Genomic DNA, 26294 nt, shown 5'->3' on the forward strand with positions numbered 1-26294 from the left:
TCCTGAACTCAACTCAAACTTTGATAAAAACGTTAACGGGGAAACTCCCCAGCGCTGCGCTGATGGCCAGCTCTCTGTGTTCTGTGACTACCGCGCTGGAAAAAAGTCCCTTCAGATTTTCGCCTGAGGCCGCAAACGGTAACTGCACCCGGGTATCGCCCCATTGCAGCGCGTCGATCTGTGGCACGGAACTGTCTTTGAGCAACCCGGCGCAGCGGACCGGCACTATGACGATGGCCGTTTTGCCTTCCAGCGATCGTGCGAAAGCGAGCACACGATGAGCTTGGCTGCCGATCACTTCCAGGGCTTGGTAGCTACCCTGTCTGAACAGCTCGGGATGCTCAGCGCGCAACTGCAGGGTGCGCTGGATGAGGGTTTGTTTGATCCGACCGTCACGCCAATGGTCTAGCAGCTCCGGCAACCGCGCAGGCGACTGCACGGCCTGCTGGCGTCTGGCGTAATCCACCGGACGGCGGTTGTCCGGATCGACCAGCGAAAAATCCCAGAACTCGCTGCCCTGATACAAATCCGGAATGCCCGGCACGGTCATGCGCAGCAAGGTTTGCGCCAGGCCATTCAGCGCGCCGGGGGCGGCGAGGGCGTTTGCAGCTGCACCCAGCGCCGTACGCAGCGCTTCACCTTCCGGACTCAGCAGCAGACGTTGCAGGAATTGTTGCGCCGCTTGCTCGTAAGCGTCATTGGGTGCGCTCCAGCTGCTTGCCAACTTGGCTTCACGCAGTGCTTTTTGCTGCCACTGCCAGACGCGTTCATTGTAGGCCTCGAGCGCCGCGTGATCGTCGCTGCGCAAGTCCAGCGGCCAGCTGCCGAGCAAGGCCTGATAGAGAAACAGTTCGTCACCGGAAGAAGGCATTTGCTCGTCAGCGCGCAACGGGCGGGCGAGGGCCTGCCACAGCGGCACCTGCTCGGCATACCAGTCACTGCGCTCGCTTAATACCGCCAGGCGGGCGCGGGTATCTTCGCCCCGCTTGTGGTCATGGGTCGCGGTGGCCAACAAGTTGTCTGGAAATTCCTGCAAGCGATTGAGGCAAGCCGCATGGAAATCAGCCACCGGTGCGCTGAACTGCTCGGTGCTGAAGCCGACATCGTTACGCGAGAGCAAAACCGCCGAACGATAGAACGCCGTGTCTTCCACTGCCTTCGCCGCCGCTGGTGAAGTCAGCTGCTGAAACCGCACACAAGCATGTTTGAGCATTTTGCGCGAGCGACCCACCGGCCGTTTGCGCCAGGGCTCACCGCCGAGCCAGCGTGCCAGGCAATCGAGCACCGGCCAATCAGCCTCGCCGAGGGTGTGCCGGGCGCCGTCCATGGCTTGCTGGAAGAACACGTCGTCCTCGGCGGAGCGCCCGCGAGGGCTGATGTAGGTGCGGTACACCGGGAAGTGCACAATCAATTCCTGCAAGGCCCGGCGGATCGCGCCGAGCGTCAGGTCACGGGTCATCAAGTCATCGCGGGCCACTTGCAGCAATGCCTGGGCGACACTTTCGAAGTCACCGGCGAGCGAGCCGTTGAGGATCTGCTGGCGCGCCAGATGCGCTTCCTGGAGGAACTGCGCAGGACGCTGGCTGATGCCGCTCCACAATTCACCGAGGGTTTCGGCGCCAGCCGGATCGTGTTGCAGCAGCGATACCTGGTTCATGAATTCATAACCGGTGGTGCCATCCACAGACCAGTCGCGATGCAGGGTTTCGCCTTCGCCGAGAATTTTTTCCACGTAGATTGGCAAGTGCCGATCCGGGCACAGGCTGTCGACTCGGCGACGCAACTTGCGGCAGTAACCACGCGGGTCAGCGAGGCCATCGATATGGTCGATGCGCAGTCCGTCGATCAGGCCAGCGGCAACCAGCTCGAAAATCTTCGCGTGAGTCGCTTCAAACACGGCAGGGCGTTCTACGCGCAAACCACCCAGTTCGTTGACATCGAAGAAACGCCGCCAATTGATATCGTCACCGGCTGTGCGCCAGCTGGCGAGGCGGTAGCTTTGCCGTTCGAGCAAGGCGTGCAGCCGATCAAAACCTTCCGGTTTGAGCGAATCATATGCGCCGAGGGATTGCTCGATGAGTTGCAGAATCGCCGGATCGCTCGCCAGTTCGCGCAGCTCTTCCTTCAACGGCATCGCCAGGCTGTGCGCGTCGCTTTGGAAACTAAGGGCGCTGAACCGCTCTGCGAGGGATTTGAGCGCCTCGTTGTCGACGCGCAAGAGCTCGCCGTAATTCTTCGGGCAGATCGGGAAGTGATGGTCGTAATGCTCGACATAAAACCCGCCGCGCTCGGCGTCGAAGCGCAAATGCAAGGTGCCATCCTGCAAGGCGACGCCGTAGTCGCTGCCCAGGAACGGCAATAACAACTGGCCTTCCATCAACGGGTCGGGGGAATGCCACTGAATGTCGAAGAATTCTCCGTAAGGGCTCAGGCGTCCCCATTCCAGCAAGTCCTGCCACCATGGGTTGTCGCCCCCGCCGACCGCCATGTGGTTGGATACGATGTCAAGGATCAGCCCCATGTTCTGCTCGCGCAGGGCAGTGACCAGTCGGCGCAAAGCCGCTTCACCGCCGAGCTCCGGATTGACCCGGGTCGGGTCGACCACGTCATAACCGTGCATCGAGCCGGCACGGGCGGCGAGCAGGGGGGACGCGTAGATGTGGCTGATTCCGAGGCTGGCGAAATACGGTACCAGCGGCACCGCTTGATCCAGGGTGAAATCTTTATGGAATTGCAGGCGCAAAGTCGCCCGCAGCGGTTTAACAAGTGCTTGATTCATCGGTCACGCTCAGCTGCTTGAAGTCGCGCACAGGCGAGCAATTCCAGACGCCGGGCGGCGTCCGGGTCATCCAGTAGGGTTTCGCTGTCGCCGGGCAGGCGCCGCGACCAGTTAGGGTGTTCGTTGGTGGTGCCGGGCAGGTTGGCCTGCTGTTCAATACCCAGAGCATCTTCCAGGGGCAGCAACACCAGGGGTGCGGGTGTGTGGCCCAGGAAACGAATGGTTGCGTCGAGTACCTGATCGGTCTCATGGGACTCTTCGCGGAAGTTCTGCGGGTCTTCAGCCAACACCCGGCGCAGGCCTTCACGCTCGCGTTCGCGATGTTGACGCCATTCTATTTCAGTGTGCGCATCGACCAGTCCCAAACGGGCATTCCAGTCTATATCGTGTCCGTACCACCAGCCATTGATGGTTGGCAAATCGTGGGTGCTGGTGGTCGCCAATGCGTTGTCTGGCCAGTCGAGCGTGCCCTTGAAATGTGCATTGTCCTGCTCGAACAGCATCACGCGCATGCCCAGGATTGAACGTGCAATCAGCTTTTCCTGCAGGCCTTCGGGCACTGTACCCAGGTCTTCACCGAGGACGATTGCCTGATGGCGGTGGGATTCCAGTGCGAGCAGACGCAGCATGTCGTCAATCGGGTAATACAGGTAGGCGCCGTCAGCCGGCGGTGCACCGTTGGGAATCACCCACAATCGTTGCAGACCCATGACGTGATCGATGCGCAGGCCACCGGCGTGCGCAAAGTTGGCCCGCAGCATTTCGATGAACGCGCGGAAACCGTGCCGTACCAGCCCTTCGGGAGAAAACGCGGAGATGCCCCAGCCCTGGCCGCTGCGGTTGAGAATGTCCGGTGGCGCGCCAACGGTCAGTGCGGCGAGCAATTCGTCCTGACGACTCCAGGCCTGGCTGCCGCCGCCATCTGCGCCTACCGCCAGATCAGCGATCAGGCCGATGCTCATGCCGCTACTGCGGGCGGCGGTTTGCGCACGCTCCAGGCAACGGGTGATCAGCCATTGGCAGAACGCAAAGAAGCCGATGCGTCCGGCGTTTTCCTCAGCAAACTCGGCGAGCGCATTGCTGCGCGGATCACGCCATTGTTCCGGCCACTCACGCCAGTCGAGGCTTTCACCCTTGGCGGCACGGGCCTCTTGAATGGCTTCGAAACGGCAATGATTCTCCAGCGCCTCACCGCCAGCGTGACGGAAGCTGCTGAAGTCGGGATGAAGCGGATGCTCGCCCTGGACAAATCCTTCATACAACGCTTGCAACACCCGGTGTTTAGCTTCGGCGGCAACCGGCCAGTCTATTAAGGGCAGTGCCTCGAGTTCCTTGAGTTGCGCGGCAAGCCCGGTCGCGTCAATCGCGGTGCGCAGCGCCCGTTCGCCCAGAATTGCTCCCGGTGCGGCGTACAGGCTGTTTAGAAACAGGCGGCTGGAGGGCGAGTATGGGCTGTAGCGATGGGTGTCGCTGCTGAACATTGCGTGCATCGGGCTGATCGCGAGCGCCTCGGCACCGCGTTCACCGGCCACACGGGCGAGATTCTCCAATGCCTGCGTATCGCCGAAGCCGCCATCGCCGGGGCGACGCAGCGAGTACAGTTGCACGCTCAAACCCCAGGCACGAGGCAACGGATTTTCCACCGCGTCACCCACGCTGTAGCAACGCTCCGGGGCCACGGCCAACGTGAATTCCTGATCGTCGATGCGCACGTTCTGATAACCGACCGGGATAAGGCCTGGCAGAAACGCTTCGGTGTCCAGCTTCAGGTCGATCCGGGAACCGTCTTCAAGATGAATTTCACAAGGGGTCTGTGGCGCGAAATACCGGGACAGATCAAGGCCGACACCGACGTCAGCGGTCAACAATGGAGGCAGGTGCCGGGTCTGTTGCACGGCTTGCAATTCAAGCAGACTGGCGTCGATTTCCATCGCCGAGCTCGCAGGGTGGCCAAGCCCGGTCAAAACGTTGCGTAATACTGCGGGAGCGACTTTCTGTTGGCGACCGTTGGCGTCGATCCAGTCAACGGCCAGGCCAGCTCGGCTGGCGAGTATTTCCAGTTGCGCATCACTCATTGGCGCTCTCCATCCAGGGGTAGCAAAGGGGCTGCGGCCGTGAGGCTGACTAGCGCGCAATACGGGGCAAGCGTGCCCTGATCCAGTAGGCCGAACGCCTGGGGTGGGTGTTCAAACACCTGCAAAACATCGGCCTGTGGGGAGTGGACCACTGGCGTATCGCTGAGGTTCAGGTCGATTCTCAGCTCGCTGCCATTGCCCAGACGCCAGCGTGCGGACACCGCGCCTTTGCCCAGCACCTGGGCGCCGAGCGCTTCGGCATCGGTCAAGTGCGGCACGATGTGCGTGCGGCGCAATTGCAGCAATTGCCGATAAAGATCGTGGACTGCAGAGGGGCGCTCAAGCAGATCAGGACGCGAGGCCTCGAACGTCTCTTGCGCATTTGGATCAGGGATTCGCTCGCGCTTTTCCGGATCGGCGAAGGCGCTGAAGGCGGAAAATTCGTTACGTCGCCCTTCACGGACCAGTTCCGCCAGCTCACCGTGGTGACTGGTGAAAAACAGGAAAGGCTGCTCGGCTGCGAATTCATCGCCCATGAACATCAGCGGGATCATCGGCGACAGCAATAACAACGCGGTTGCAGCTTTCAATGCATCGGGGTGCGCCAGTTGCGGCAGGCGCTCGCCAAAGGCGCGATTGCCGATTTGGTCGTGATTCTGCAGGAACAGCACGAACGCGCTGGTAGGCAGATGGCCACTGGGTTCACCGCGGGCTTCACCGTGACGATTGGTGTGGCCCTGAAACACAAAACCCTGGCTCAGGCAACGCGCGAGCTTTTCGGTGGTGTCGTCGGCATAGTCCGCGTAATAAGCGTCAGTTTCACCGGTCAGCAATACGTGCAAGGCGTTATGGCCGTCGTCGTTCCACTGTGCGTCAAAACCTTCCTGCAACAGGCTGGCCTGGTTGTGCTCGTTCTCGACGGTAAGCCACACGTGACGCGCGGGATCAATCTGCTCGCGCACGCGCTGCGCCAGCTCTTGCAGGAAATCCGGGCTTTTGATCGCATGCACCGCATCGAAACGCAAGCCGTCGAAGCGATACTCCAACAACCACATCAACGCGTTGTCGATGAAAAAGTCGCGCACTTCGCGCCGCTGGAAATCAATCGCCGCGCCCCATGGGGTGTGCTTGTGTTCGTTGAAGAAGCCCTTGGCGTAGCGGTGCAGGTAATTGCCATCGGGGCCGAAATGGTTGTAAACCACGTCTAACAGCACCGCCAGGCCATGGCCGTGGGCGGTGTCGATCAAATGCTTGAGTTGCTCGGGGGTGCCGTACGAGGCTTGGGGTGAGTAAGGCAGTACCCCGTCGTAGCCCCAGTTGCGGTCACCGGGAAATTGCGCGATGGGCATCAGTTCGATGGCGGTTACGCCCAGATCAGCGAGGCGCGCCAACTGTTTTTCAACTTCGCTGTAGCCGCCGAGCGCCCCGACATGCAATTCGTAGATCACCGCCTCATTCCATGGCCGTCCCTGCCAATCGCGGTGTTGCCAGGGGTAGGCGAGGGGATCAACCACAATGCTGGGGCGGTCGATGTCGCCGTCCTGGGCGCGGGAAGCCGGGTCGGGCACGTCCAGTTCATTGTCGATTCTGAAACGGTAGCGCGTGCCGGCCGGGCAGCGCGCTTCGTTCACGTGCCAGCCATTGGCCTTGGGCAACAGTGGCACGGATTGGCCATCTTGCAATTCCACGCTGACCGAAACGGCGTCCGGTGCCCACAAGGCAAAACGCGTGTGTTCGGCGTCCAGCATTATTGCGCCGTGGGGCCAGGTCTCTTGGGTCCGTAACGGCATGGGTGCAACCTCTTACTGTCTGTGCGATTTACCGAGCGCTTTAGCGACGAGTTGTTCATAAAGTTCGGCATAGGGTTCAACGGCTTTGCTCCAGTTGAAGGGAGCGGTCATCGCGCGGCAACGCATGGCGTTGAGCAAGTCGGGGTAAGCGAAAACCTTGAAGGCCCGGCTCAACGCTTCCTGGTAGCTTTCCACCGAGGATTCGTCGAACAGGAAACCAGTCACGCCGTTTTCAATAGTGTCGGCCAGGCCACCGGTGTTGCGTGCAACCGGCAAGGAGCCAAAGCGCTGCGCGTACATCTGGCTCAAGCCACAAGGCTCATAGCGCGAGGGCATCAGCAGGAAATCGCTGCCGGCGAACATGCGCCGTGCATCGGTTTCATTGAAGCCGATGCGTACACCCACTTGCCCGGGAAAACGCAGGGCCAGTTCACGCATGGCCTGTTCTTCTTCCGGTTCGCCACGGCCGATGATTGCTATCTGGCCACCGGACTTGACGATGTATTCAGTCACGCCTTCGGTCAGGTCCAGGCCTTTCTGGAAGACCAGTCGCGATACCACGGCAAACAAAGGGCCTTTGGAGTCTTGCAGACCGAACAGCTCGCGAACGTGCGCGGCATTGACGGCCTTGCCTTCCCAATCGCCAATCTGGAACGGGCGGAACAGATGGGTGTCGGTTGCCGCATCCCAGCTCTCATCGATGCCATTGGGGATGCCGCTGAGCAGGCCTTGCTGGGTCTTGGCGGCGAGAAAGCCGTCAAGACCACAGCCGAAGGCCGGCGTGGTGATTTCCTGGGCGTAGGTCGCGCTGACAGTGGTGATGTGGCTCGCATAAGCCATACCCGCTTTGAGGTACGACATCTTGCCGTAGAACTCCATGCCTTCTTGCTGCAACGCATGCGTGGGAATGCCCAGTTCCGGGCAGGAACCCAGGCCGATCACGCCCTGGTAGGCGAGATTGTGAATGGTAAACAGCGTTGGCGTACGCTGACCGCGCCAGTGCATGTAAGCAGGCGCCAGGCCCGCCGGCCAGTCATGGGCATGCACCAGATCCGGGCACCAATGGATTTGCGCCAGATTTGCGGCAATATCAGCCGCAGCCAGGCCCAGACGGGCGAAACGAATATGGTTGTCCGGCCAGTCGCGGCCGTTGTTGGCGCCGTACGGCGAACCTTCGCGCTCATAGAGCTCAGGGCACATCAACACGTAGATGACCAGACCGTCAGGCATGTCCATACGCCCGATCTTGCATGGCGGCAGCGCGGCATGGCCGCCCAGCTCACCAATGATGTGGATCGGATTCTCGCTGTTCAGCACTTGCGGATAACCGGGGATGAGCACGCGCACATCATGCAGATGCGCCATGGCGCGGGGCAACGCCGCGGAGACGTCGCCCAGACCCCCGGTTTTCACCAGATCGGCGATTTCCGAAGTAACGAACAGGACTTTCTTGCGATTCGGATTCTGGCTCGGCGTCGGGGTGAGCGTGCGAACTCCCGGGACGATCACCGGGGTGTTGCTGGTCACGCTCAAGGTGCTCGATTCGCCGACCTGCTGATGAGCACGTTCTCCCTGAATATCTAAAGCCGCACTGATCATTTGAATCTCCCGTGTTATTGATCTAATTCTGGTCTGGCGAGCAATGTTTCGTGGCCAATTCCTGTGGCCGGGTACGAGTGCGAGGCACAAGTGCGGGGCACAAGTGCGCTGCGCACGGTGAGCAAATGCTACCCATGCGCTAAAACGGAACGACTGGAGTGCAGGTTGCAAGGATTGCACCAGTGCAACCCACCTACCATTTAGAGGACCGGTCAGCAGCGGCAAAAGTTTCGATTATTTTCGCGCTTTGTGACTAACCGGTTTACGCCCCCGGAAATCAGTCTAGGCCAGACCATAGAGCGGCGCAGTGCGGATGGCAAAATTGTTCGACAATCGGTTCAAAGCGGTACGAACGTGCCGGATGAATCTGCAATTGCACCGACGAAGGGCGGTTTTAATTTTCTCTGCGAGTACAAAATGACTTGTCCGTCATGTAAGGAAGCACGCGAACATAATCCTTTCGCACCAACATGATGCAGCGTTAAGTCCTGTGTTTGGCTGAAGCGCTGCCTTACTCGTCGCTGCCCCTCCTTGGTATAGTCCCGACCTCGTTTTTTCCCGGTAAAGGATCGCTGCCATGTCTGAATACACCGCATTCACCGTCGAACTGGCGAACAAGATTGCCCATGTGCAGATCAATCGCCCGGAAAAGATCAATTCGATGAACGCTGCCTTCTGGAGTGAGATCATTGAGATATTTCAGTGGATCGATGACACCGACGAAGTACGCGTGGTGGTGCTCAGTGGTGCCGGCAAACATTTTTCTTCCGGTATCGACCTGATGCTGCTGGCCGGCGTGGCCAACGAAATGGGCAAGGACGTCGGGCGCAACGCGCGTCTGCTGCGCCGTAAAATTCTGGCGCTGCAGGCATCTTTCAATGCCGTGGACAATTGCCGCAAACCGGTACTGGCGGCTATTCAAGGCTATTGCCTGGGTGGCGCAATCGACCTGATTGCGGCTTGTGATATGCGCTACGCCGCCGAGGACGCGCAATTCTCCATCAAGGAAATCGACATCGGGATGGCCGCCGACGTTGGCACCCTGCAACGCTTGCCGCGGATCATCGGGGACGGCATGCTTCGGGAACTGGCTTACACCGGTCGCACCTTTGGTGCCGCAGAAGCGCGCGAGATCGGCCTGGTCAACAGGGTCTACAGCGACTCGGCCAGCCTGCTTGACAGCGTGATGGGCATCGCCCGCGAGATCGCCACCAAGTCACCGATCGCCATCAGCGGCACCAAAGAGATGATCAGCTATATGCGCGACCATCGTATTGACGACGGTCTGGAATACGTTGCCACCTGGAACGCCGCCATGCTGCAATCCAACGATCTGCGCGTGGCCATGGCCGCCCATATGAGCAAACAGAAACCCGAATTTCTGGATTGAGAGAACATGACTTCACGCTGGACCACTGCAGTACTGGACACCGATCAACCTGGCGGCTGGGCCGTTGCGCGAAGCCCCGATGGCTTTCTTAGCGATGACAATGGCGCGCTGTTCCCGCGTGAATGGCTCAAGCGTCAGGATTTGTCGGTGCTGGCCGAACATGGCATCGGCCATTTCGATGGTGAGCCGGTATATCTGCTGGAACTGCGCAGTTCCAGCGAGGTAGCGGGTTGCAACTGGAAAGGGCTGCGGGCGTTCATGCTTGAGGGTGATCACACGCTGTTCCAGGTGCTCGGCTATGCCGCGCAAATCGGCACCTGGGCCCGTGAACATCGCTTCTGCGGGAATTGCGGGCAGGCCACGCATCAAGTGCCGCGTGAGCGGGCCATGTATTGTCAGCCTTGTGATCTGCGTTTTTACCCGCGGATTTCGCCGAGCATGATTGTGCTGATTACCCGCGGCGATGAAATTCTGCTGGCGCGCTCGCCTCGTTTTGTCGCGGGGGTTTACAGCACGCTGGCGGGCTTTGCTGAGCCCGGCGAATCCGCCGAGGACTGCCTGATTCGCGAGGTTCGCGAGGAAGTGCAGATCGAGGTGAAGAACATCCAGTACATGGGCAGCCAGTGCTGGCCGTTTCCGCATTCGATGATGCTGGGTTTTCATGCTGAATATGCCGGGGGCGAAATCGTCTGTCAGGAGGACGAAATCGAGGATGCCCAGTGGTTCAACGTGCATGATCTGCCGCCGTTGCCGGCGTCGCGCTCGATTGCACGTTACCTGATCGATGCCTACGTGGCGCGCCGGCTAGGCCACGCTGAACCAGTGCTGCCAGGCTAGGCGCACGGTCAGGCCGAGCACGACGGTGATGAATACCGGCCGGATGAACTTCGCGCCGCCGCTGATGGCGGTGCGTGCGCCGAAGAATGCGCCGACCATCACCGACAGGCCCATGCTCAGGCCGATGATCCAGTCCACCTGACCCGAGAAGATAAACACCGACAGCGCCGCGATGTTGCTGACGAAGTTCATGCTGCGCGCGACACCGCTGGCTTTGACCAGATCGATCGGGTACATGAGCATGCTGCTCACCGTCCAGAACGCGCCGGTACCGGGGCCGGCCACACCGTCGTAAAAACCAAGGGTGAAGCCTTGGGTTGATTGCCATTTCTTCTTGATCGGCGCGTCGCTGTCCAGAGGTGCTTTGGGTGTGCCGCCGAACAGCAGATAGAGACCGCAGCCGAATACGATCACCGGGAGCATTTTGTTCAGCCATTCGGCGGGCAGGTAGTGCGCGACCACGGCCCCGGTCAACGCGCCGATCAGCGTGCCGACAATCGCGTGAACCCATTGCCGGGGATGGAACAGCTTGCGCCGGTAGAAGGTGAAACTGGCGGTCGCCGAGCCAAAGGTCGAACTGAGCTTGTTGGTACCCAGCACCAGGTGCGGTGGCAGACCTGCGGTTAATAGCGCAGGCGTGGTCAACAACCCACCGCCGCCGGCAATGGCGTCGATGAAACCGGCAATAAAGGCAACGACCGCGAGGATGGCCAGGGTGGTAAGGTCAACGCTGAGTTCGAAGGGCATGGAATCGACTTATTCGGCGGGGGGCAGATTTGAGCTGCGGGGAGGGCAGATATCTTACCCATATCCGGATCGGGCAGCGACCACTGCGGCCCCATCGCGGGCAAGCCCGGCTCCTCCCGGTTTTTGTATCGGCCGAATATTTTGCATTCGGCTCCAGTCACTACGGGTTGACCGGTGATTACAACCCCAACTCCGACAGACCCTCGTGGTCATCCGGACGGCGGCCCAGTGGCCAGTGGAACTTGCGCTCGCTTTCTTTGATAGGCAGGTCATTGATACAGGCGAACCGATTGGCCATCAGGCCGTTTTCATCAAACTCCCAGTTCTCATTGCCATAGGAACGAAACCAGTTGCCCGAATCGTCGTGCCATTCATAGGCATAGCGCACGGCGATGCGGTTATCGGTAAAAGCCCAAAGCTCCTTGATCAGGCGATAATCCAGTTCCTTGGCCCATTTGCGCGTGAGGAAGTTTTTCGCTTCTTCCCGGTTGTGCGCGAACTCGGCGCGGTTACGCCATTGCGTGTCCAGCGTATACGCCAGCGACACCCGATCAGGGTCGCGCGAGTTCCAGCCGTCTTCGGCCAGGCGGATCTTTTCAATCGCCGATTCACGGGTGAAAGGCGGCAATGGTGGACGGACTTCTGCACTGGACATATCAACGTCTCTCTATCAGGTTAACCACGTAGTCAGTTATCAACGAGTTACAGATCCAACAACTTTCGCGCCATATATTGCGCATCATCCGCAGCATTGTGATCACCCATGATCAGTGCCACGGTGATAGCACCGTCAATCAGGATCAACAATTGCCTGGCGACTTTCAGCGGATCCGCAACGCCATGCTCGGTACAGAGCTCGCACACGTAGTCGAGCAGCTTTCGTTTATGCTCCCTGGCCACGAGGCGGACCGGATCGTGGGGGTCGCCGGTTTCCCCAGCGGTATTGATAAACGCGCAGCCCCGAAAGCCCTCCGAGGCAAACCAGGTCTTCAACACGGTAAACAGGCTGAGCAGGCGTGCGCCAGGGGTGTGTGCTTTGTTCACCTCAGTCTGGTACCAGTGCATCCAGCGAACATCGCGACGTTGCAAGGCGGCGACAGTCAACGCCTCCTTATTGGCGAAATATCGGTAAATGCTTTTCCTCGAAACCCCAGCCGTCTTCACCAGCAAATCCACACCGGTAGCAGAGATGCCACTTTTGTAGATCAGCTTCTCGGCGACGTCCAGGATGATATCGCGGGTTTGATTATCAATAATCGGGTTCATGCGCTAACAGTAGAACGGTCGTTCTCCATGGTCAAGCCGATATTTTTCCTGGCCGACAAAATGCTAAGGGCGCAAGGTTGCCCGGAGAAGATCAGGCACGCCACAAGACCCGAGCCTGTGCATGGTGTAAGCTCTAGAGCTCTTCGGATTCGACCCATTGCGAGCCCTATGCCGTCGCTTTTCAAACGCTCCCTGCTGCCTAAACTGCGCAGTTTCCCGCTGACCGCCGAGGCCGTCACCATTCTCTCCGGCGCTGCCGAATTTCGCCGTTGCCTGCTGGAGCAGATCGCCAGCGCGACCCGGCGCATCTACATCGTTGCGCTGTACCTGCAACAGGATGAAGCCGGCCAGGAAATTCTCGATGCCTTGCACGCAGCCAAACTGGCGCGTCCGGAGCTGGACGTGGTGGTGGTGGTCGACTGGTTGCGCGCCCAGCGCGGTTTGATCGGCGCCGGCAAACAGCCGGGCAACTCGGCGTGGTATCAGGAAGCGACTCGTACGCATCAAAGCGAAGTACCGATATACGGCGTTCCGGTGCAAACCCGTGAGCTGTTCGGCGTCTTGCATCTGAAAGGTTTTGTTATCGACGACTGCGTGATTTACAGCGGCGCGAGCCTGAACAACGTCTATCTGCACAAATTCGACAAGTACCGGTACGACCGCTATCACCTGTTGAACAACGCCGCGCTGGCCGATTCGATGCAGCACCTGATTCAGCACGGCCTGATCGCCTCCAAGGCAGTTCACCGTCTCGATCTGCCGAATCTGCCCACCACCCGCAGCCTGCGCAATGACATCGGCGACCTGCGCAGTCGCCTCAAACATGCCGCGTATGACACCACTGCCGGCAGTACCGCCAGGAACGGTTTGTCGGTCAGCCCGCTATTGGGAGTCGGCAAGAATAACCCTCTGAGCCGGGTCATCTGCGAATTGATTGCCAGCGCCAAATACCAACTGACTATCTGCACGCCGTATTTCAATCTGCCACTGGCCGTGACCCGGGAAATCAATCGGGCACTGGCGCGCGGGGTGAAGATCGACATTGTGGTGGGCGACAAGACGGCCAACGATTTCTACATCCCGCCGAGCGAGCCGTTCAAGGTGATTTCGGCGCTGCCGTACCTTTATGAAATCAGTCTGCGGCGCTTCGCCAAGCGCCACAGTCGCAGCGTCGAGAGTGGCCAGTTGAACCTGCACCTGTGGAAGGATGGAGAACACACCTATCACCTCAAAGGCATGTGGGTCGATGAGCGCTACACCTTGCTGACCGGCAACAACCTCAACCCGCGGGCTTTCCGTCTTGACCTGGAAAACGGCGTGCTGATCGATGATCCACACGGCGAAATGCTTGAGCCTCGCGCACGGGAACTGCAAGAGATTTTTCAGCACACTTCGCGGATCGAGCGGTATCAGGATTTGCAGACGATGCCGGACTATCCGGCCGGGGTAGCGAAGTTTCTCAAGCGCGTGAGTCGGGTGCGCATTGAGCGTTGGCTGTACCGGATTCTGTAAACAGCTCGGGATTGTCCGTTGATTGTGCTCAAGCTCACGGTGCAAAGGCTTCAAAGCACCGCCATGCGCTACTATGCGCATCATCCTGAAAACAACATGGCCCACCTCGTTCCATGGCGGAAAAAGACACCATCTCTATCCAACTGGTGCGTGAAGCGCTGTTGCAAAGTTGCGCGCCGGGCGCGGCCACCGTCGAGGTACTGAACAAGGTTGGCATCGATCCCGGGTTGTTAACAAACCCCACGGCCCGCGTCCCGGCCACTGCGTATGCGCGGTTGTGGCGTTTGCTGGCCCGGCGCCGCGACGACGAGTTCTTTGGCATGGACCCGCGCGAGCTCAAGTCGGGTAGCCTGGCCTTTCTGTGCCGCTGTGCGATGGCCCAGTCCACCCTTGCGGCGGGCTTGACCTCGGGTCTCGACTTTCTCTCGCTGATGCTCGAGCAACTGCCGGCGCAACTGGTGCGTCAGCAGAGCCTGGCGGAAATTGTCCTGCTCGAAGACGATCGCGACCCGCGTCGGGCCTTCACCTATTTCACTTACTGGATGATCGTGCACGGCGTTGCGTGCTGGCTGGCAGGGCGGCGGATCCCGATTCTGGCCGTGGAGTTGCGCTGTGCGGCGCCGGATTTCTGCGACGATTACCAAGTTATGTTTTCGCAAAACCTGCGCTTTGATCGGCCCCGCACCCGTATGATTTTTTCTGCCGATTGCCTGGACCTGCCGATCAAGCGCAGCGCTGAAGAGCTCAAGCGTTTCCTTGCTCATGCGCCGGCAAACATCCTGGTCAAGTACCGCGACCCGCAGAGCCTGGCCAGCCGGATCAAACATGATTTGCGCCATTTGCCCGCCGAGCATTGGCCGGAAACCGAGGCGCTGGCGCAGCAATTGTGCATGTCCGCCTCGACGTTGCGTCGGCGTCTGGCCGAGGAAGGGCAGACCTATCAAGGGCTCAAGGACAGCGTGCGCAAGGAGTTGGCGATTGTCTGGCTGGCCGAGCCGGCGATCAGTTTTGCCGAGATCGCCACGCGGCTGGGGTTCGCCGATGCGAGCTCGTTCTACAAGGCGTTCCGCAAGTGGTCGGGGTCGAATCCGGGGCATTATCGGAGTCTGATTTTGAACGAGGCTGATTGATCGAACCTCGGATTGACTGACCTTCCACCGGCGACCCCAGAGGCGAGCATTGCGCCTCTAATCTGGCTGGGGAATGCGACGCAGCACGTCATCATAGGCAACCAGGTCAAGAAACGCTGTCACCTCGGTCGCCCGGCCTCCCTCCATGCGCAAGATCCAGACGTAACTGTTGGTGTAGGGCTTGCCGTCGCGCGCGAGGGCTTGCCCCTCCCAGTTGACGATGACGTGAGCGCCTTCGGCCCAGATTCGTTTCGCGACCGGCCGGATCGGCGTGCTCAGGCGGGTTGCGAGGGGGCGGACCGCCCGCGCCATCAAGTCATCCCGGCCGTGGTAGGTCCCCGCACTTGGCCCGGAGCCCTTGATCGTCCAGACGACGTCAGGCGCCAACACTTCGTTGAAGAAACCGGAACCACCGGCGGCCCAACGATCGAAAGCCGCCGAAACGACGGCTCTGTTGTGCGCGATGGGCGCCGCCTGTGTGGGCGCTACCTCGGCCAGGGCTGGCACTGTAAAGCCAACAAGAACCGCGCAAAATACGGCCGTGGTAAAACCCTTTGCAATCGTTATGCGGGTCATGGCATTACCTCCGAACCGCGACGGTGTTCTTGCCGAAGATAAGTTGCTGGGCCATCGGACGGCCGATGAAGTTCTCCGGGAAAATAGGCGCGATCGCGCTGGCCAGGTCAAGGCGCTTCAGCTGGTCCGCTGTGAATGTGACGTCCAGCGCGCCGAAATTGTCCTCAGCCTGTTCCAGCGTGCGCGCGCCCATCACCGGCGAGACCACCGCCGGATGCTGCAACGTCCAGGCAAGTGCAACTTGCGAGCGCGAGGCGTGTAGCTCTTCGGCTATCTCACCCACTACGTCCGCGATGGCCAGCGCATGCTCGTTGAGATGGCCCGACGAGGCAATCACGCCCTTGCGCGTTGCCGAGACATTCGCCTCATTCTCGCTCGACAGGTCGGCGCGGCTGTATTTGCCGGTGAGTATTCCCCCGCCGAGGGGTGACCACGGCAGAACGCCAAGGCCCATCGCTTGCGCCATCGGCATGAGCTCATGCTCGACGGTACGCTCGACCAGGCTATAGCCGATCTGCAGTGCGACAAAAGGCGACCAGCCGCGAAGGTCTGCCAGTGTTTGCATCTGTGCGACCCGCCAGGCCGGCGTGTTGCAAATGCCGACATAGAGAATCTTGCCCGACTGGACGAGGGCATCGAGACTTCGCATCACCTCGTCAGGCGTCGTCGTGAAATCCCAGGAATGCAGGTACAACAGGTCGATGCGGTCGGTATCCAGCTGGCGAAGACTGGTCTCAACCGAGCGCACCAGGTTCAAGCGATGATTGCCCCCGGAGTTGATGTTCTGCGCGTCCCGCGCCATTGTGAATTTGGTCGCCAGAATGATCCGTTCACGCTTTTCTTTGATAAATCCACCGAGGATCCGCTCGGAGGCTCCATTGGTGTAGTTGACCGCGGTGTCGATGAAGTTTCCTCCGCGGTCCACATAGGCATCAAAGATGCGTTTCGCTTCTGCGTCATCCGCGCCCCAGCCCCAATCAGACCCGAAGGTCATGGTGCCCAATGTCAGGGGCGATACCCGAAGACCGGAGCAGCCGAGTAAGCGGTAATTATTCAGCAACGTTTGGTTAGCCATGCTTGCGTCCTCACAGGATCGTCAGAGGGTAGAGCTGTCGTCACTGGTATCCCGGCTGATGCCATCGCCAGCGCAAGAGAAGCTCACGGTTTTCCTGTGCTCATTTTCTTGAGATAGGGACGGTGCCGGTAGAACGCTTTTCCTGAATGATTGCACGATCATCCACACGCCTTGGATAATGCCGACGCAGCCTCCAGGCCCGGTGCAATGAGCGCAAAGTGGACTAATGCCAATGACTCAGCTCGAACAATTCCGTGACGCAATAGCCCGGCACACGCCACAAGACGGGACCTTCGAATGTCCGATCCCCGGCGTGAAGCTGATTCGATGGTCAGAGCCAACGATGCCGATGCCTGTCATCTATGAACCGACAGCCTGCTTCGTCGCGCAGGGGCGAAAGCGGGCCACGCTCGGCGCCAGCGTGCTTCATTACGACCCGACCAGTTATCTGGTTGCCTCGGTGGGGCTTCCCGTGGTGGGCACGGTCATCGAGGCGAGTGCCTTGCACCCTTACATGAGCGTTCAACTCGACCTCGACTCGACAGCACTCGGGGAGCTGGCGTTGAGATATCCGCGCTCACCCGCTCAAAGCGCAGTCAGCGCAGGCCTGACGGTCAATGAGATGACTTCTGGACTGCTCGATGCGGTCACGAGACTGGTTACGCTGCTTGATACACCGGCAGATATCGAGGCGCTTGGACCGCTCACCACACGTGAGATCTTCTACAGATTGTTTACCGGGCCAAGTGGCGGAGTCATCCACGCGATGTCTCAGTCTGATAGCCGGCACGGGCAGATCGCGCGTGCGATTTTATGGATCAGAGGGAATTTCAAGGATGCCTGTCGTATAGATGATTTAGTCAGGGTCGCCGGCATGAGTCGCTCCGCATTCCATGAACATTTCAAGGCGGTCACGGCCATGAGCCCCTTGGCGTTCAGAACTCAGTTGCGGATGCAGGAGGCGCGTCGTCTTATGGTCACCGATGGTCTGGACGCAGCCAGTGCCGGACATACCGTGGGGTACGACAGCCCCTCGCAATTCAGCCGCGACTATTCCCGGCTGTTCGGGACACCACCGGCCAAGGATGCAAGTCGCTTTCGCCTGGCGCATGGCAGGTAGCGCCCGGTTTTGCGCTCGTCTGGCACGCAGCACCGCGCTGAAAGCTGGCTCTGCGCGCCCCATCACCAGGCGCTCTCACACCATGGCCAAACCAGTCAACCAACTTGGCCGCTTTGACCATTGCCCCACGCCTCACACAGCGCGACTATTTCCCTGTTGAATTCGGTTCCCCAACCTAATAAGAAAACAGAGGGATTCTGGTCATGCGCGATTACTTGTCTGCCACCTCACAGTTCGATTACCAGACCACCGTCGATGCCGCGCTGTCGGGTGATCTGACGGCGCTCAACGCCTGCGTCGAGTGTTGCGACCGCCATGCTTTGCCCGGGCGTATCGCGCTGTTCTGGGAAGGGCGCGACGGCGACAGTGCGACGTACACCTTCAGCGAACTGCAGGACAAAGCCGCGCGTTTCGCCAATTTCCTGCTGGCCCAGGGTGTGAAGAAGGGCGACAAGGTTGCCGGCCTGCTGCCGCGCAATATCGAATTGTTGATTACCGTGTTCGCCACCTGGCGCATCGGCGCCGTCTATCAGCCGCTCTTCACGGCGTTCGGCCCCAAAGCGATCGAACATCGCTTGAGCAGTTCTTGCGCCAAAGTGGTGGTCAGCGATGCGGTCAACCGCCCGAAACTCGCCGAAGTCGCCGACTGCCCGACCATCGTCACCGTCGGCGGCGGCAAAGGGCAGGGCATCGTCCGCGGCGATTTCAGCTTCTGGGCCGAACTGGCCAATTATTCCGCTGACTGCGCACCGGTCATGCTCAGTGGCGAAGACCCGTTTTTGCTGATGTTCACTTCGGGCACCACCGGCCCGTCTAAATCTTTGTCCGTGCCGCTCAAGGCGATCGTCGCCTTTGAGCGTTACACCCGCGACGCCGTCGACCTGCGCCCGGAAGATGCCTTCTGGAACGTGGCAGATCCCGGCTGGGCCTACGACATTTATTTCGGTGTCACCGGACCCATGGCGATGGGGCATCCGATCACGTTCTACGATGGCCCGTTCACCCTCGAGAGCACCTGCCGGGTGATCAACAAATACAAAATCAGCAACCTCACCGGCTCGCCAACCGCGTATCGCCTGCTGATCGCCGGTGGCGACGACTTCGCCAAATCGATCAAGGGCAGGTTGCGCATCGTCAGCAGCGCCGGCGAACCGCTGAACCCGGAAGTCATCCGCTGGTTCAATGATCAACTTGGCGTGGTGATTCACGACCATTACGGCCAGACCGAATTGGGCATGGTCCTGTGCAATCACCATGGGCTGGACCATCCGATCCACATGGGCGCTGCCGGTTTCGCCTCGCCGGGCCATCGCATCGTGGTGCTGGATGATCAATACGCCGAACTGGGCATCGGTCAGCCGGGCATTCTGGCGATTGATCGCAGCCAGTCGCCGATGTGCTGGTTTGCTGGTTACGAAGGCGGGCCGACCAAAGCGTTCGTCGGCAACTATTATTTGAGCGGCGATACCGTTGAGTGGAACCCGGACGGCAGCATCAGCTTTGTCGGGCGCAGTGACGATGTGATTACCACATCCGGCTACCGCGTCGGCCCGTTCGACGTCGAAAGTGCGTTGATCGAACACCCGGCGGTTATTGAAGCTGCGGTGGTCGGCAAGCCTGATCCGGAGCGCACCGAACTGGTCAAAGCCTTTGTCGTGCTCAGCACGCAATACCGCGCCGCGCCAGAGCTGGCCGAAGAACTGCGGCAGCACGTCCGCAAGCGCCTGGCCGCGCACTCATACCCGCGTGAAATCGAATTTGTCAGTGAACTGCCGAAGACCCCCAGCGGCAAATTGCAGCGCTTTATCTTGCGTAACCAGGAAATCGCCAAGGCCCAGGAGGCCGCGGCCAAGACCCCATCAGCTTGAACCCAGGGAAACAATGATGCAGATCGAGAACAAGATTTTTATCGTCACTGGCGGCGCCTCCGGGCTCGGAGCAGCGACGGCTGAAATGCTGATCGCAGCCGGCGCCAAAGTGATGCTCGTAGACATGAACGCCGACGCGCTCGCGGCTCAGGCCCTGCGTCTGGGCGCGCAGAGTGTCGTGGCCGACATCAGCAATGAAACCGCCGCCGAGGCGGCGGTTGAGGCGACGGTCAAAGCGTTTGGCGGCCTCAATGGTCTGGTCAACTGCGCGGGCATCGTGCGGGGCGAAAAAATCCTGGGCAAAAACGGCCCGCACGTATTGGCCAATTTCAGCCAGGTGTTCAATGTCAACCTGATCGGCAGCTTCAACATGCTGCGCCTTGCCGCCGCAGCGATTGCCGAGACCGAAGCGGATGGCGACGGTGAACGCGGCGTGATCATCAATACAGCGTCGGTCGCCGCCTTCGACGGTCAGATCGGTCAGGCGGCCTATGCCGCTTCCAAAGGTGCGATTGCCAGCCTGACCTTGCCCGCCGCGCGGGAACTGGCGCGCTTTGGCATCCGTGTGATGACCGTCGCCCCGGGCATTTTCGAAACGCCGATGATGGCCGGCATGACCCCGGAAGTACGCGACTCCCTGGCTGCCGGCGTGCCGTTCCCGCCGCGCCTGGGTAAACCTTCCGAGTACGCTGCGCTGGTTCGGCATATTATTGAAAACAGCATGCTCAACGGCGAGGTGATCCGTCTCGACGGCGCCTTGCGCATGGCCGCCAAGTAAGAGGAATTCGTCATGACGATTGCCAACGATCCGATTGTTATTGTCAGCGCTGTGCGCACGCCGATGGGTGGCTTTCAGGGTGAACTGAAAAGCCTGACCGCTCCGCAACTCGGCGCAGCCGCCATCCGCGCAGCGGTCGAACGCGCCGGTATAGCCGCTGATACGGTCGAAGAAGTGTTGTTTGGCTGTGTGCTGTCCGCCGGCCTGGGCCAGGCGCCTGCACGTCAGGCTGCGCTGGGTGCCGGGCTGGATAAATCGACCCGATGCACCACGCTCAACAAAATGTGCGGCTCGGGCATGGAAGCGGCGATTCTGGCCCACGACATGCTAATCGCCGGCAGCGCCGAGGTGGTAGTCGCCGGTGGCATGGAAAGCATGTCCAACTCGCCGTACCTGCTGGACCGTGCGCGCAGCGGTTACCGCATGGGCCACGGTCGCGTGCTCGATCACATGTTCCTCGATGGTCTCGAAGACGCCTACGACAAGGGCCGCCTGATGGGCACCTTTGCTGAGGACTGCGCTGAAACCAACGGCTTCAGCCGGGAAGATCAGGACGGGTTTGCCATCGCCTCGACCACCCGCGCGCAGCAGGCGATCAATGACGGCAGCTTCAAGGACGAGATCGTGCCGCTGACGGTGACCGTCGGCAAAGAGCAGGTGGTCATCAGCAACGACGAACAGCCGCCAAAGGCCAAACTGGACAAAATTGCCTCGCTGAAACCAGCATTCCGCGAAGGCGGAACGGTGACGGCGGCCAACTCCAGTTCGATTTCCGACGGTGCGGCGGCATTGGTGCTGATGCGACGGTCCGAGGCTGAGAAAAAAGGCTTGAAGCCGCTCGCAGTCATTCACGGCCACGCGGCATTTGCCGATACCCCGGGCCTGTTTCCGGTGGCGCCGGTGGGTGCGATCAAGAAACTGATGAAGAAAACCGGCTGGTCCATGGACGACGTCGAGCTGTTCGAAGTCAACGAAGCGTTCGCGGTGGTGAGTCTGGTGACCATGACTAAACTGGAAATCCCCCAAGAGAAGGTCAACGTCCACGGCGGCGCTTGCGCATTGGGCCACCCGATCGGCGCGTCGGGTGCACGAATCCTGGTGACCTTGCTTTCGGCGTTGCGCCAGAAAGGGTTGAAGCGCGGGGTGGCGGCCATCTGCATCGGCGGCGGCGAAGCCACAGCGATGGCGGTTGAGTGCCTGTACTAACCCGATCCCTGTAGGAGCGAGCCTGCTCGCGATAATCCGGAGAGCGCCGCGGGGCGTCAGGTGGTCAGCGTTATCGTTGACGACCATCGCGAGCAGGCTCGCTCCTACAGGGGCATTCACATCTTAAGGTTGATCCATGATTCCCAACGACGAACAACTGCAGATCAGCGAAGCGGCCCGGCAGTTCGCCCAGGAGCGGCTCAAGCCGTTCGCTGCCGAATGGGACCGCGAGCATCGCTTCCCCAGGGAAGCCATCGGCGAGATGGCCGAGCTGGGCTTTTTCGGCATGTTGGTGCCGGAACAGTGGGGCGGCTGCGACACCGGCTACCTGGCCTACGCCATGGCCCTGGAAGAAATCGCCGCCGGCGACGGCGCCTGCTCGACCATCATGAGCGTACACAATTCGGTCGGCTGCGTGCCGATCCTCAACTACGGCAGCGATGAACAGAAAGAGCGTTTCCTCAAGCCATTGGCCAGCGGCGCCATGCTCGGCGCTTTCGCCCTCACCGAACCGCAGGCCGGGTCCGACGCCAGCGGCTTGAAGACCCGGGCGCGTCTGGAAGGCGATCACTATGTGCTCAATGGCTGCAAACAATTCATCACGTCCGGGCAGAACGCCGGCGTGGTGATCGTATTTGCGGTGACTGACCCGAGCGCCGGCAAACGCGGCATCACGGCGTTGATCGTTCCGACCGATTCACCGGGCTACAAAGTCGCCCGCGTCGAAGACAAGCTTGGCCAGCATGCGTCGGACACCTGCCAGATTCTGTTCGAAGACGTCAAAGTGCCGGTGGCCAATCGACTGGGTGAGGAGGGCGAAGGTTATCGCATCGCCCTGGCCAATCTGGAAGGCGGCCGCGTCGGTATCGCGTCGCAGTCGGTGGGCATGGCCCGAGCTGCGTTTGAGGCGGCACGCGACTACGCCCGTGAGCGCGAGAGTTTCGGCAAACCGATCATCGAGCATCAGGCCGTGGCGTTTCGTCTGGCCGACATGGCCACGCAGATCGCAGTGGCGCGGCAGATGGTGCATTACGCCGCGGCCCTGCGCGACAGTGGCAAACCAGCGCTGGTCGAAGCGTCGATGGCCAAACTGTTCGCCTCGGAAATGGCCGAAAAGGTATGTTCATCAGCGTTGCAAACCCTGGGCGGCTACGGTTATCTGAACGATTTCCCGCTGGAGCGAATTTATCGCGACGTGCGGGTTTGCCAGATCTACGAAGGCACCAGCGACATTCAGCGCATGGTCATTTCGCGCAATCTTTGAGAAGGAGTCCCTTGTGAACTACGAAACTATTTTGCTTGAAATCCAGGGCCGCGTTGGCCTGATCACTCTTAACCGTCCGCAAGCGCTCAACGCGCTCAATGCGCAGATTGTCAGCGAGCTGAATCATGCGCTGGATGGTCTGGAAGCGGACTCCAACATCGGTTGCATTGTCCTCACCGGTTCAAAAAAAGCCTTCGCCGCCGGCGCGGACATCAAGGAAATGGCCGAGCTGACCTACCCGCAGATTTACCTGGACGATCTGTTCAGCGACAGCGATCGCGTGGCTAACCGCCGCAAGCCGATCATTGCCGCCGTTAGCGGTTTCGCCTTGGGCGGCGGCTGTGAGCTGGCGTTGATGTGCGACTTTATTCTGGCCGGCGACAACGCGAAATTCGGTCAGCCGGAAATCAACCTTGGTGTGCTCCCAGGCATGGGCGGCACTCAGCGTCTGACCCGTGCAGTGGGTAAAGCCAAGGCGATGGAGATGTGCCTGAGCGGGCGCTTGATCGATGCGGTGGAAGCGGAGCGCTGCGGTATCGTCGCGCGGATCGTGCCGGCCGATGAGCTGCTGGAGGAGGCGCTGAAAGTCGCGACGCTGATTGCGAAGAAGTCGTTGCCGATTGCGATGATGGTCAAGGAAAGTGTGAATCGCGCATTCGAGGTGAGCTTGTCGGAAGGCGTGCGTTTCGAGCGTCGGGTGTTCCATGCCGCGTTTGCGACGCAGGATCAGAAGGAAGGAATGGCGGCGTTTGTTGGCAAGCGTGAGGCCGCGTTCGTCGGTAAGTAATACGGCGTTTTCACTGTCCCCTTCGCGAGCAAGCCCGCTCCCACATTCGCCCGCGTCTCCTCAGGAGAAATGCGGTCAAATGTGGGAGCGGGCTTGCCCGCGAAGGCGTCCTGCGGGCGAGCCCGACTCTGACAGGTTATCGGTGTTCTTTCGACCGACGCATAACCCGTGAGAGCAAGCCTGCTCGCGATGCCGTTAAGCATCACACCAGGTAATGCTTCAACTCCCGGGCAATGACCATCCGCTGAATCTCGCTGGACCCTTCGTAAATCTGCGTGATCCGCGCATCGCGGTAATACCGCTCAACCGGATAATCCTCCAGGTACCCGTAGCCGCCATGAATCTGCAGCGCCGAAGAGCAGACCTTCTCGGCCATCTCTGACGCGAATAGCTTGGCCTGCGAAGCCTCCGACAGACACGGTTTGCCGGCACTGCGCAAGCGCGCCGCGTGAAGGATCAGCAAGCGTGCTGCGTTCAACCGGGTGTGCATGTCCGCCAGCATGTTCGCGATGCTTTGGTGCTCGATGATCGGCTTGTCGAACTGCACCCGATCACGCGAATAGGCCAACGCCGCTTCGAACGCCGCGCGGGCGATGCCCAATGCCTGGGCGGCGATGCCGATACGGCCGCCTTCAAGGTTCGACAAGGCGATTGCCAAACCCTTGCCGCGCTCGCCCAGCAGGTTGGCCTCGGGGATCGTACAGTTGCTCAACGTCACCGCGCAGGTGTCGGAGGCGCGGATGCCCATTTTGTGCTCGGTGCGGTCGACGATAAAACCTGCGGTGTCCGTCGGTACCAGAAACGCAGAAATTCCGCGCTTGCCCAAGTCCGGGTCTGTCACCGCAAACACGATCGCCAGCCGGGCCCGCTTGCCATTGCTGACAAATTGCTTGGCGCCGTTGATCACCCACTGGCCGTCACGCAGTTCAGCGCGGGTGCGCAGGTTATGCGCTTCGGAACCGGCCTGCGGTTCAGTCAGGCAGAAGCAGCCAATAGCCTGGCCGCTGGCGAGGTCCGCCAGCCAGGTTTTTTTCTGCTCCTCGGTGCCGTAGTTGAGGACCGGCCCGCAGCCGACCGAATTGTGAATGCTCATCAGCGCACCCGTGGCGCCGTCACCGGCAGATATTTCCTCGACCGCCAAGGCGTAGGCCACGTAGTCGACGTAGGTGCCACCCCATTCTTCCGGGACCACCATGCCGAGCAGGCCAAGTTCACCCATCTTCGCCACCAGCGCGTCGTCGATCCAGCCGGCCTTTTCCCAGGATTGTGCGTGGGGCGCGATCTCGCCACGGGCAAAATCCCGGGCCATGTCGCGGATCATCACCTGCTCTTCGCTTAATTCGATGTCGTGCATGGCTCAGCTCCCACTCTGTTCGAGGCCGCTGAAGAAACTCGCGATATGCTCGGCATCCAGTGCCTGTAACGTCGGCGGGTTCCAGCGCGGATTTTTGTCCTTGTCGATCAGCAGGGCGCGTACGCCTTCGATCAGGTCACCGCGTTCAAACCACTGGCGGTCCAGGTGCAACTCCATGGCGAAGCAGTCTTCCAGGCTCAAATGACGACCGCGCCGCAACATTTCCAGGGTCACGCCCATGGCCAGCGGCGAACGGCTCTCCAACAGATCCGCGGTAGCGAGCGCCCATTCATGGCTGTCGGCAACGGTCACTTCACGCAGTTGCTCCACCATACTCGGCACGTCGGGAAGGGCGAAGAAGTGATCAATCACCGGCCGCAAGGTACTCAGTGGCGGGTGGGGCAATTGCTGCACGGCGAGTTTGGCCAGCAAGCCCTGAAGGTCTTTCAGCGGTGTGTCGTGCCACTCAAGCTGATCGAGCTGTTCGTCGAGCGCGCCCAGGCTGGCGCTCTCCAGGTACCAGTCGGCCAGCCCGCAATACAGCGCGTCGGCCGCGCGAATCTGCGTGCCGCTGACGCCCAGGTACGTGCCCAGCTCACCGGGAATACGTGACAGGAAATAGCTTCCGCCGACGTCCGGGAAATAGCCGATCGCCACTTCCGGCATGGCCAGGCGGCTCTTTTCAGTCACCACCCGCAAATCTGCGCCCTGCACCAGGCCCATGCCACCACCGAGGACGAAGCCGTCCATCAGGGCGAGCACCGGTTTGCGGTAATGGTGGAGAGTGAGGTCGAGCGCATATTCCTCGACGAAGAAATCCCCGTGCAGCGTGCCGCCGTTCTTGAAACTGTCGTAAAGGGAACGTATGTCACCGCCGGCGCAGAAGGCCTTTTCGCCGGCACCGCGCAATACCACGGCGTGAATTTGCGGGTCTTGCGCCCACGCATCCAGTTGACGCTGCAGGTGGCGGACCATGTCGAGGGTGATTGCGTTGAGCCCGGCGGGACGATTGAGGGTCAGGTGACCAATGTGGTTGCGGACTTCGGCCAGTACTTCGTTTTGCGTGGCATCCATGGACTGGGTCCTCGGAGAAGAAACCTGAGCAGTCATCACTAACTCCCTGCTTTTATTGTTCTTTATG

The 26294-nt window shown here is 60.3% G+C and carries 21 protein-coding genes and 1 pseudogene; 10 read left to right on the forward strand and 12 right to left on the reverse strand.

The genetic code is table 11. From position 1 onward, the window contains the following. Positions 1-13 precede the first annotated feature (13 nt). The 4 genes from F8N12_RS10525 to glgA are packed head-to-tail and all read right to left on the reverse strand — an operon-like array spanning position 14 to position 8243. On the reverse strand, positions 14-2779 hold the full coding sequence (locus F8N12_RS10525; RefSeq protein ID WP_150580367.1) for a malto-oligosyltrehalose synthase: 2766 nt from the start codon (positions 2777-2779) through the stop codon (positions 14-16). Further along, positions 2776-4854: a 4-alpha-glucanotransferase gene (gene malQ / locus F8N12_RS10530; protein ID WP_150580368.1), complete on the reverse strand. Its 2079-nt coding sequence runs from the start codon at positions 4852-4854 to the stop codon at positions 2776-2778. The genes F8N12_RS10525 and malQ overlap by 4 nt, the downstream gene beginning before the upstream one ends. Then, positions 4851-6644: a malto-oligosyltrehalose trehalohydrolase gene (treZ, locus tag F8N12_RS10535; protein ID WP_150580369.1), complete on the reverse strand. Its 1794-nt coding sequence runs from the start codon at positions 6642-6644 to the stop codon at positions 4851-4853. The genes malQ and treZ overlap by 4 nt, the downstream gene beginning before the upstream one ends. Before the next feature lie 12 nt (positions 6645-6656). After that, positions 6657-8243, reverse strand: coding sequence for a glycogen synthase GlgA (gene glgA, locus F8N12_RS10540; RefSeq protein WP_150580370.1), 1587 nt, complete (start codon positions 8241-8243; stop codon positions 6657-6659). A 577-nt stretch (positions 8244-8820) separates the two neighbouring features. Between glgA and F8N12_RS10545 the strand changes: the two genes are divergently transcribed. Together F8N12_RS10545 and nudC are read left to right on the forward strand one after the other, a co-directional pair. After that, the gene (locus F8N12_RS10545; protein WP_150580371.1) at positions 8821-9633 is read left to right on the forward strand and encodes a crotonase/enoyl-CoA hydratase family protein; all 813 of its coding nucleotides are present in this window, start codon (positions 8821-8823) and stop codon (positions 9631-9633) included. A gap of 6 nt (positions 9634-9639) precedes the next feature. Beyond that, positions 9640-10470, forward strand: a complete 831-nt coding sequence (gene nudC / locus F8N12_RS10550) for an NAD(+) diphosphatase (RefSeq protein WP_150580372.1) — start codon at positions 9640-9642, stop codon at positions 10468-10470. Here nudC and F8N12_RS10555 read toward each other — a convergent pair. The 3 genes from F8N12_RS10555 to F8N12_RS10565 all read right to left on the reverse strand — a co-directional run bounded on the left by F8N12_RS10555 (position 10438) and on the right by F8N12_RS10565 (position 12483). Beyond that, complete coding sequence (locus tag F8N12_RS10555; RefSeq protein WP_150580373.1) at positions 10438-11217, reverse strand: TSUP family transporter; 780 nt, start codon at positions 11215-11217, stop codon at positions 10438-10440. The genes nudC and F8N12_RS10555 overlap by 33 nt on opposite strands. 178 nt (positions 11218-11395) lie before the next feature. After that, positions 11396-11872 (reverse strand): DUF1348 family protein, encoded by a 477-nt coding sequence (locus tag F8N12_RS10560; RefSeq protein WP_150580374.1) that lies wholly within the window; start codon positions 11870-11872, stop codon positions 11396-11398. A 47-nt stretch (positions 11873-11919) separates the two neighbouring features. Next, on the reverse strand, positions 11920-12483 hold the full coding sequence (locus F8N12_RS10565; protein WP_150580375.1) for a TetR/AcrR family transcriptional regulator: 564 nt from the start codon (positions 12481-12483) through the stop codon (positions 11920-11922). 168 nt (positions 12484-12651) lie between these two features. Between F8N12_RS10565 and pssA the strand changes: the two genes are divergently transcribed. Together pssA and F8N12_RS10575 are read left to right on the forward strand one after the other, a co-directional pair. Continuing rightward, positions 12652-13995 carry a CDP-diacylglycerol--serine O-phosphatidyltransferase gene (pssA, locus tag F8N12_RS10570; protein WP_150580376.1) on the forward strand — a complete coding sequence of 448 codons (1344 nt, stop codon included), beginning with the start codon at positions 12652-12654 and terminating at the stop codon, positions 13993-13995. 113 nt (positions 13996-14108) lie between these two features. Next, positions 14109-15125 carry an AraC family transcriptional regulator gene (locus tag F8N12_RS10575; protein ID WP_150580377.1) on the forward strand — a complete coding sequence of 339 codons (1017 nt, stop codon included), beginning with the start codon at positions 14109-14111 and terminating at the stop codon, positions 15123-15125. Between the two features lie 57 nt (positions 15126-15182). Here F8N12_RS10575 and F8N12_RS10580 read toward each other — a convergent pair whose 3' ends face one another. Both F8N12_RS10580 and F8N12_RS10585 read right to left on the reverse strand, forming a co-directional pair. Then, positions 15183-15701 (reverse strand): nuclear transport factor 2 family protein, encoded by a 519-nt coding sequence (locus tag F8N12_RS10580; RefSeq protein ID WP_150580378.1) that lies wholly within the window; start codon positions 15699-15701, stop codon positions 15183-15185. A gap of 4 nt (positions 15702-15705) precedes the next feature. Continuing rightward, on the reverse strand, positions 15706-16776 hold the full coding sequence (locus F8N12_RS10585) for an aldo/keto reductase (protein ID WP_150580379.1): 1071 nt from the start codon (positions 16774-16776) through the stop codon (positions 15706-15708). Positions 16777-17008: 232 nt separating this feature from the next. On the opposite strand from F8N12_RS10585, the gene F8N12_RS10590 reads away from it, so the two are divergent. The 4 genes from F8N12_RS10590 to F8N12_RS10605 all read left to right on the forward strand — a co-directional run bounded on the left by F8N12_RS10590 (position 17009) and on the right by F8N12_RS10605 (position 21748). Next, a complete protein-coding gene (locus F8N12_RS10590; RefSeq protein WP_150580380.1) occupies positions 17009-17896 on the forward strand; it encodes an AraC family transcriptional regulator in 888 nt (295 codons plus the stop codon). Positions 17897-18099: 203 nt separating this feature from the next. Further along, the gene (locus F8N12_RS10595; protein WP_150580381.1) at positions 18100-19764 is read left to right on the forward strand and encodes an AMP-binding protein; all 1665 of its coding nucleotides are present in this window, start codon (positions 18100-18102) and stop codon (positions 19762-19764) included. Positions 19765-19780: 16 nt separating this feature from the next. Then, positions 19781-20542 (forward strand): SDR family NAD(P)-dependent oxidoreductase, encoded by a 762-nt coding sequence (locus F8N12_RS10600; protein ID WP_150580382.1) that lies wholly within the window; start codon positions 19781-19783, stop codon positions 20540-20542. A 12-nt stretch (positions 20543-20554) separates the two neighbouring features. Further along, positions 20555-21748, forward strand: coding sequence for an acetyl-CoA C-acyltransferase (locus tag F8N12_RS10605; protein WP_150580383.1), 1194 nt, complete (start codon positions 20555-20557; stop codon positions 21746-21748). 9 nt (positions 21749-21757) lie between these two features. Here F8N12_RS10605 and F8N12_RS27850 read toward each other — a convergent pair. Continuing rightward, positions 21758-21835 (reverse strand): annotated as a pseudogene (locus tag F8N12_RS27850) (outer membrane lipoprotein carrier protein LolA); the annotation flags it as partial. A 49-nt stretch (positions 21836-21884) separates the two neighbouring features. Here F8N12_RS27850 and F8N12_RS10610 point away from each other — a divergent pair. Both F8N12_RS10610 and F8N12_RS10615 read left to right on the forward strand, forming a co-directional pair. Then, positions 21885-23012: an acyl-CoA dehydrogenase gene (locus tag F8N12_RS10610; protein WP_150580384.1), complete on the forward strand. Its 1128-nt coding sequence runs from the start codon at positions 21885-21887 to the stop codon at positions 23010-23012. A gap of 13 nt (positions 23013-23025) precedes the next feature. Then, positions 23026-23799: an enoyl-CoA hydratase gene (locus F8N12_RS10615; protein ID WP_150580385.1), complete on the forward strand. Its 774-nt coding sequence runs from the start codon at positions 23026-23028 to the stop codon at positions 23797-23799. 202 nt (positions 23800-24001) lie between these two features. Here the strand turns inward: F8N12_RS10615 and F8N12_RS10625 are convergent, their stop codons facing one another. Both F8N12_RS10625 and F8N12_RS10630 read right to left on the reverse strand, forming a co-directional pair. Continuing rightward, positions 24002-25153: an acyl-CoA dehydrogenase family protein gene (locus F8N12_RS10625; RefSeq protein ID WP_150580387.1), complete on the reverse strand. Its 1152-nt coding sequence runs from the start codon at positions 25151-25153 to the stop codon at positions 24002-24004. 3 nt (positions 25154-25156) lie between these two features. Then, the gene (locus tag F8N12_RS10630; RefSeq protein ID WP_150580388.1) at positions 25157-26263 is read right to left on the reverse strand and encodes an enoyl-CoA hydratase/isomerase family protein; all 1107 of its coding nucleotides are present in this window, start codon (positions 26261-26263) and stop codon (positions 25157-25159) included. Positions 26264-26294 lie beyond the last annotated feature (31 nt).

The organism is Pseudomonas fluorescens (assembly GCF_902497625.1).
Taxonomy (GTDB): Bacteria; Pseudomonadota; Gammaproteobacteria; order Pseudomonadales; family Pseudomonadaceae; genus Aquipseudomonas; species Aquipseudomonas fluorescens_BQ.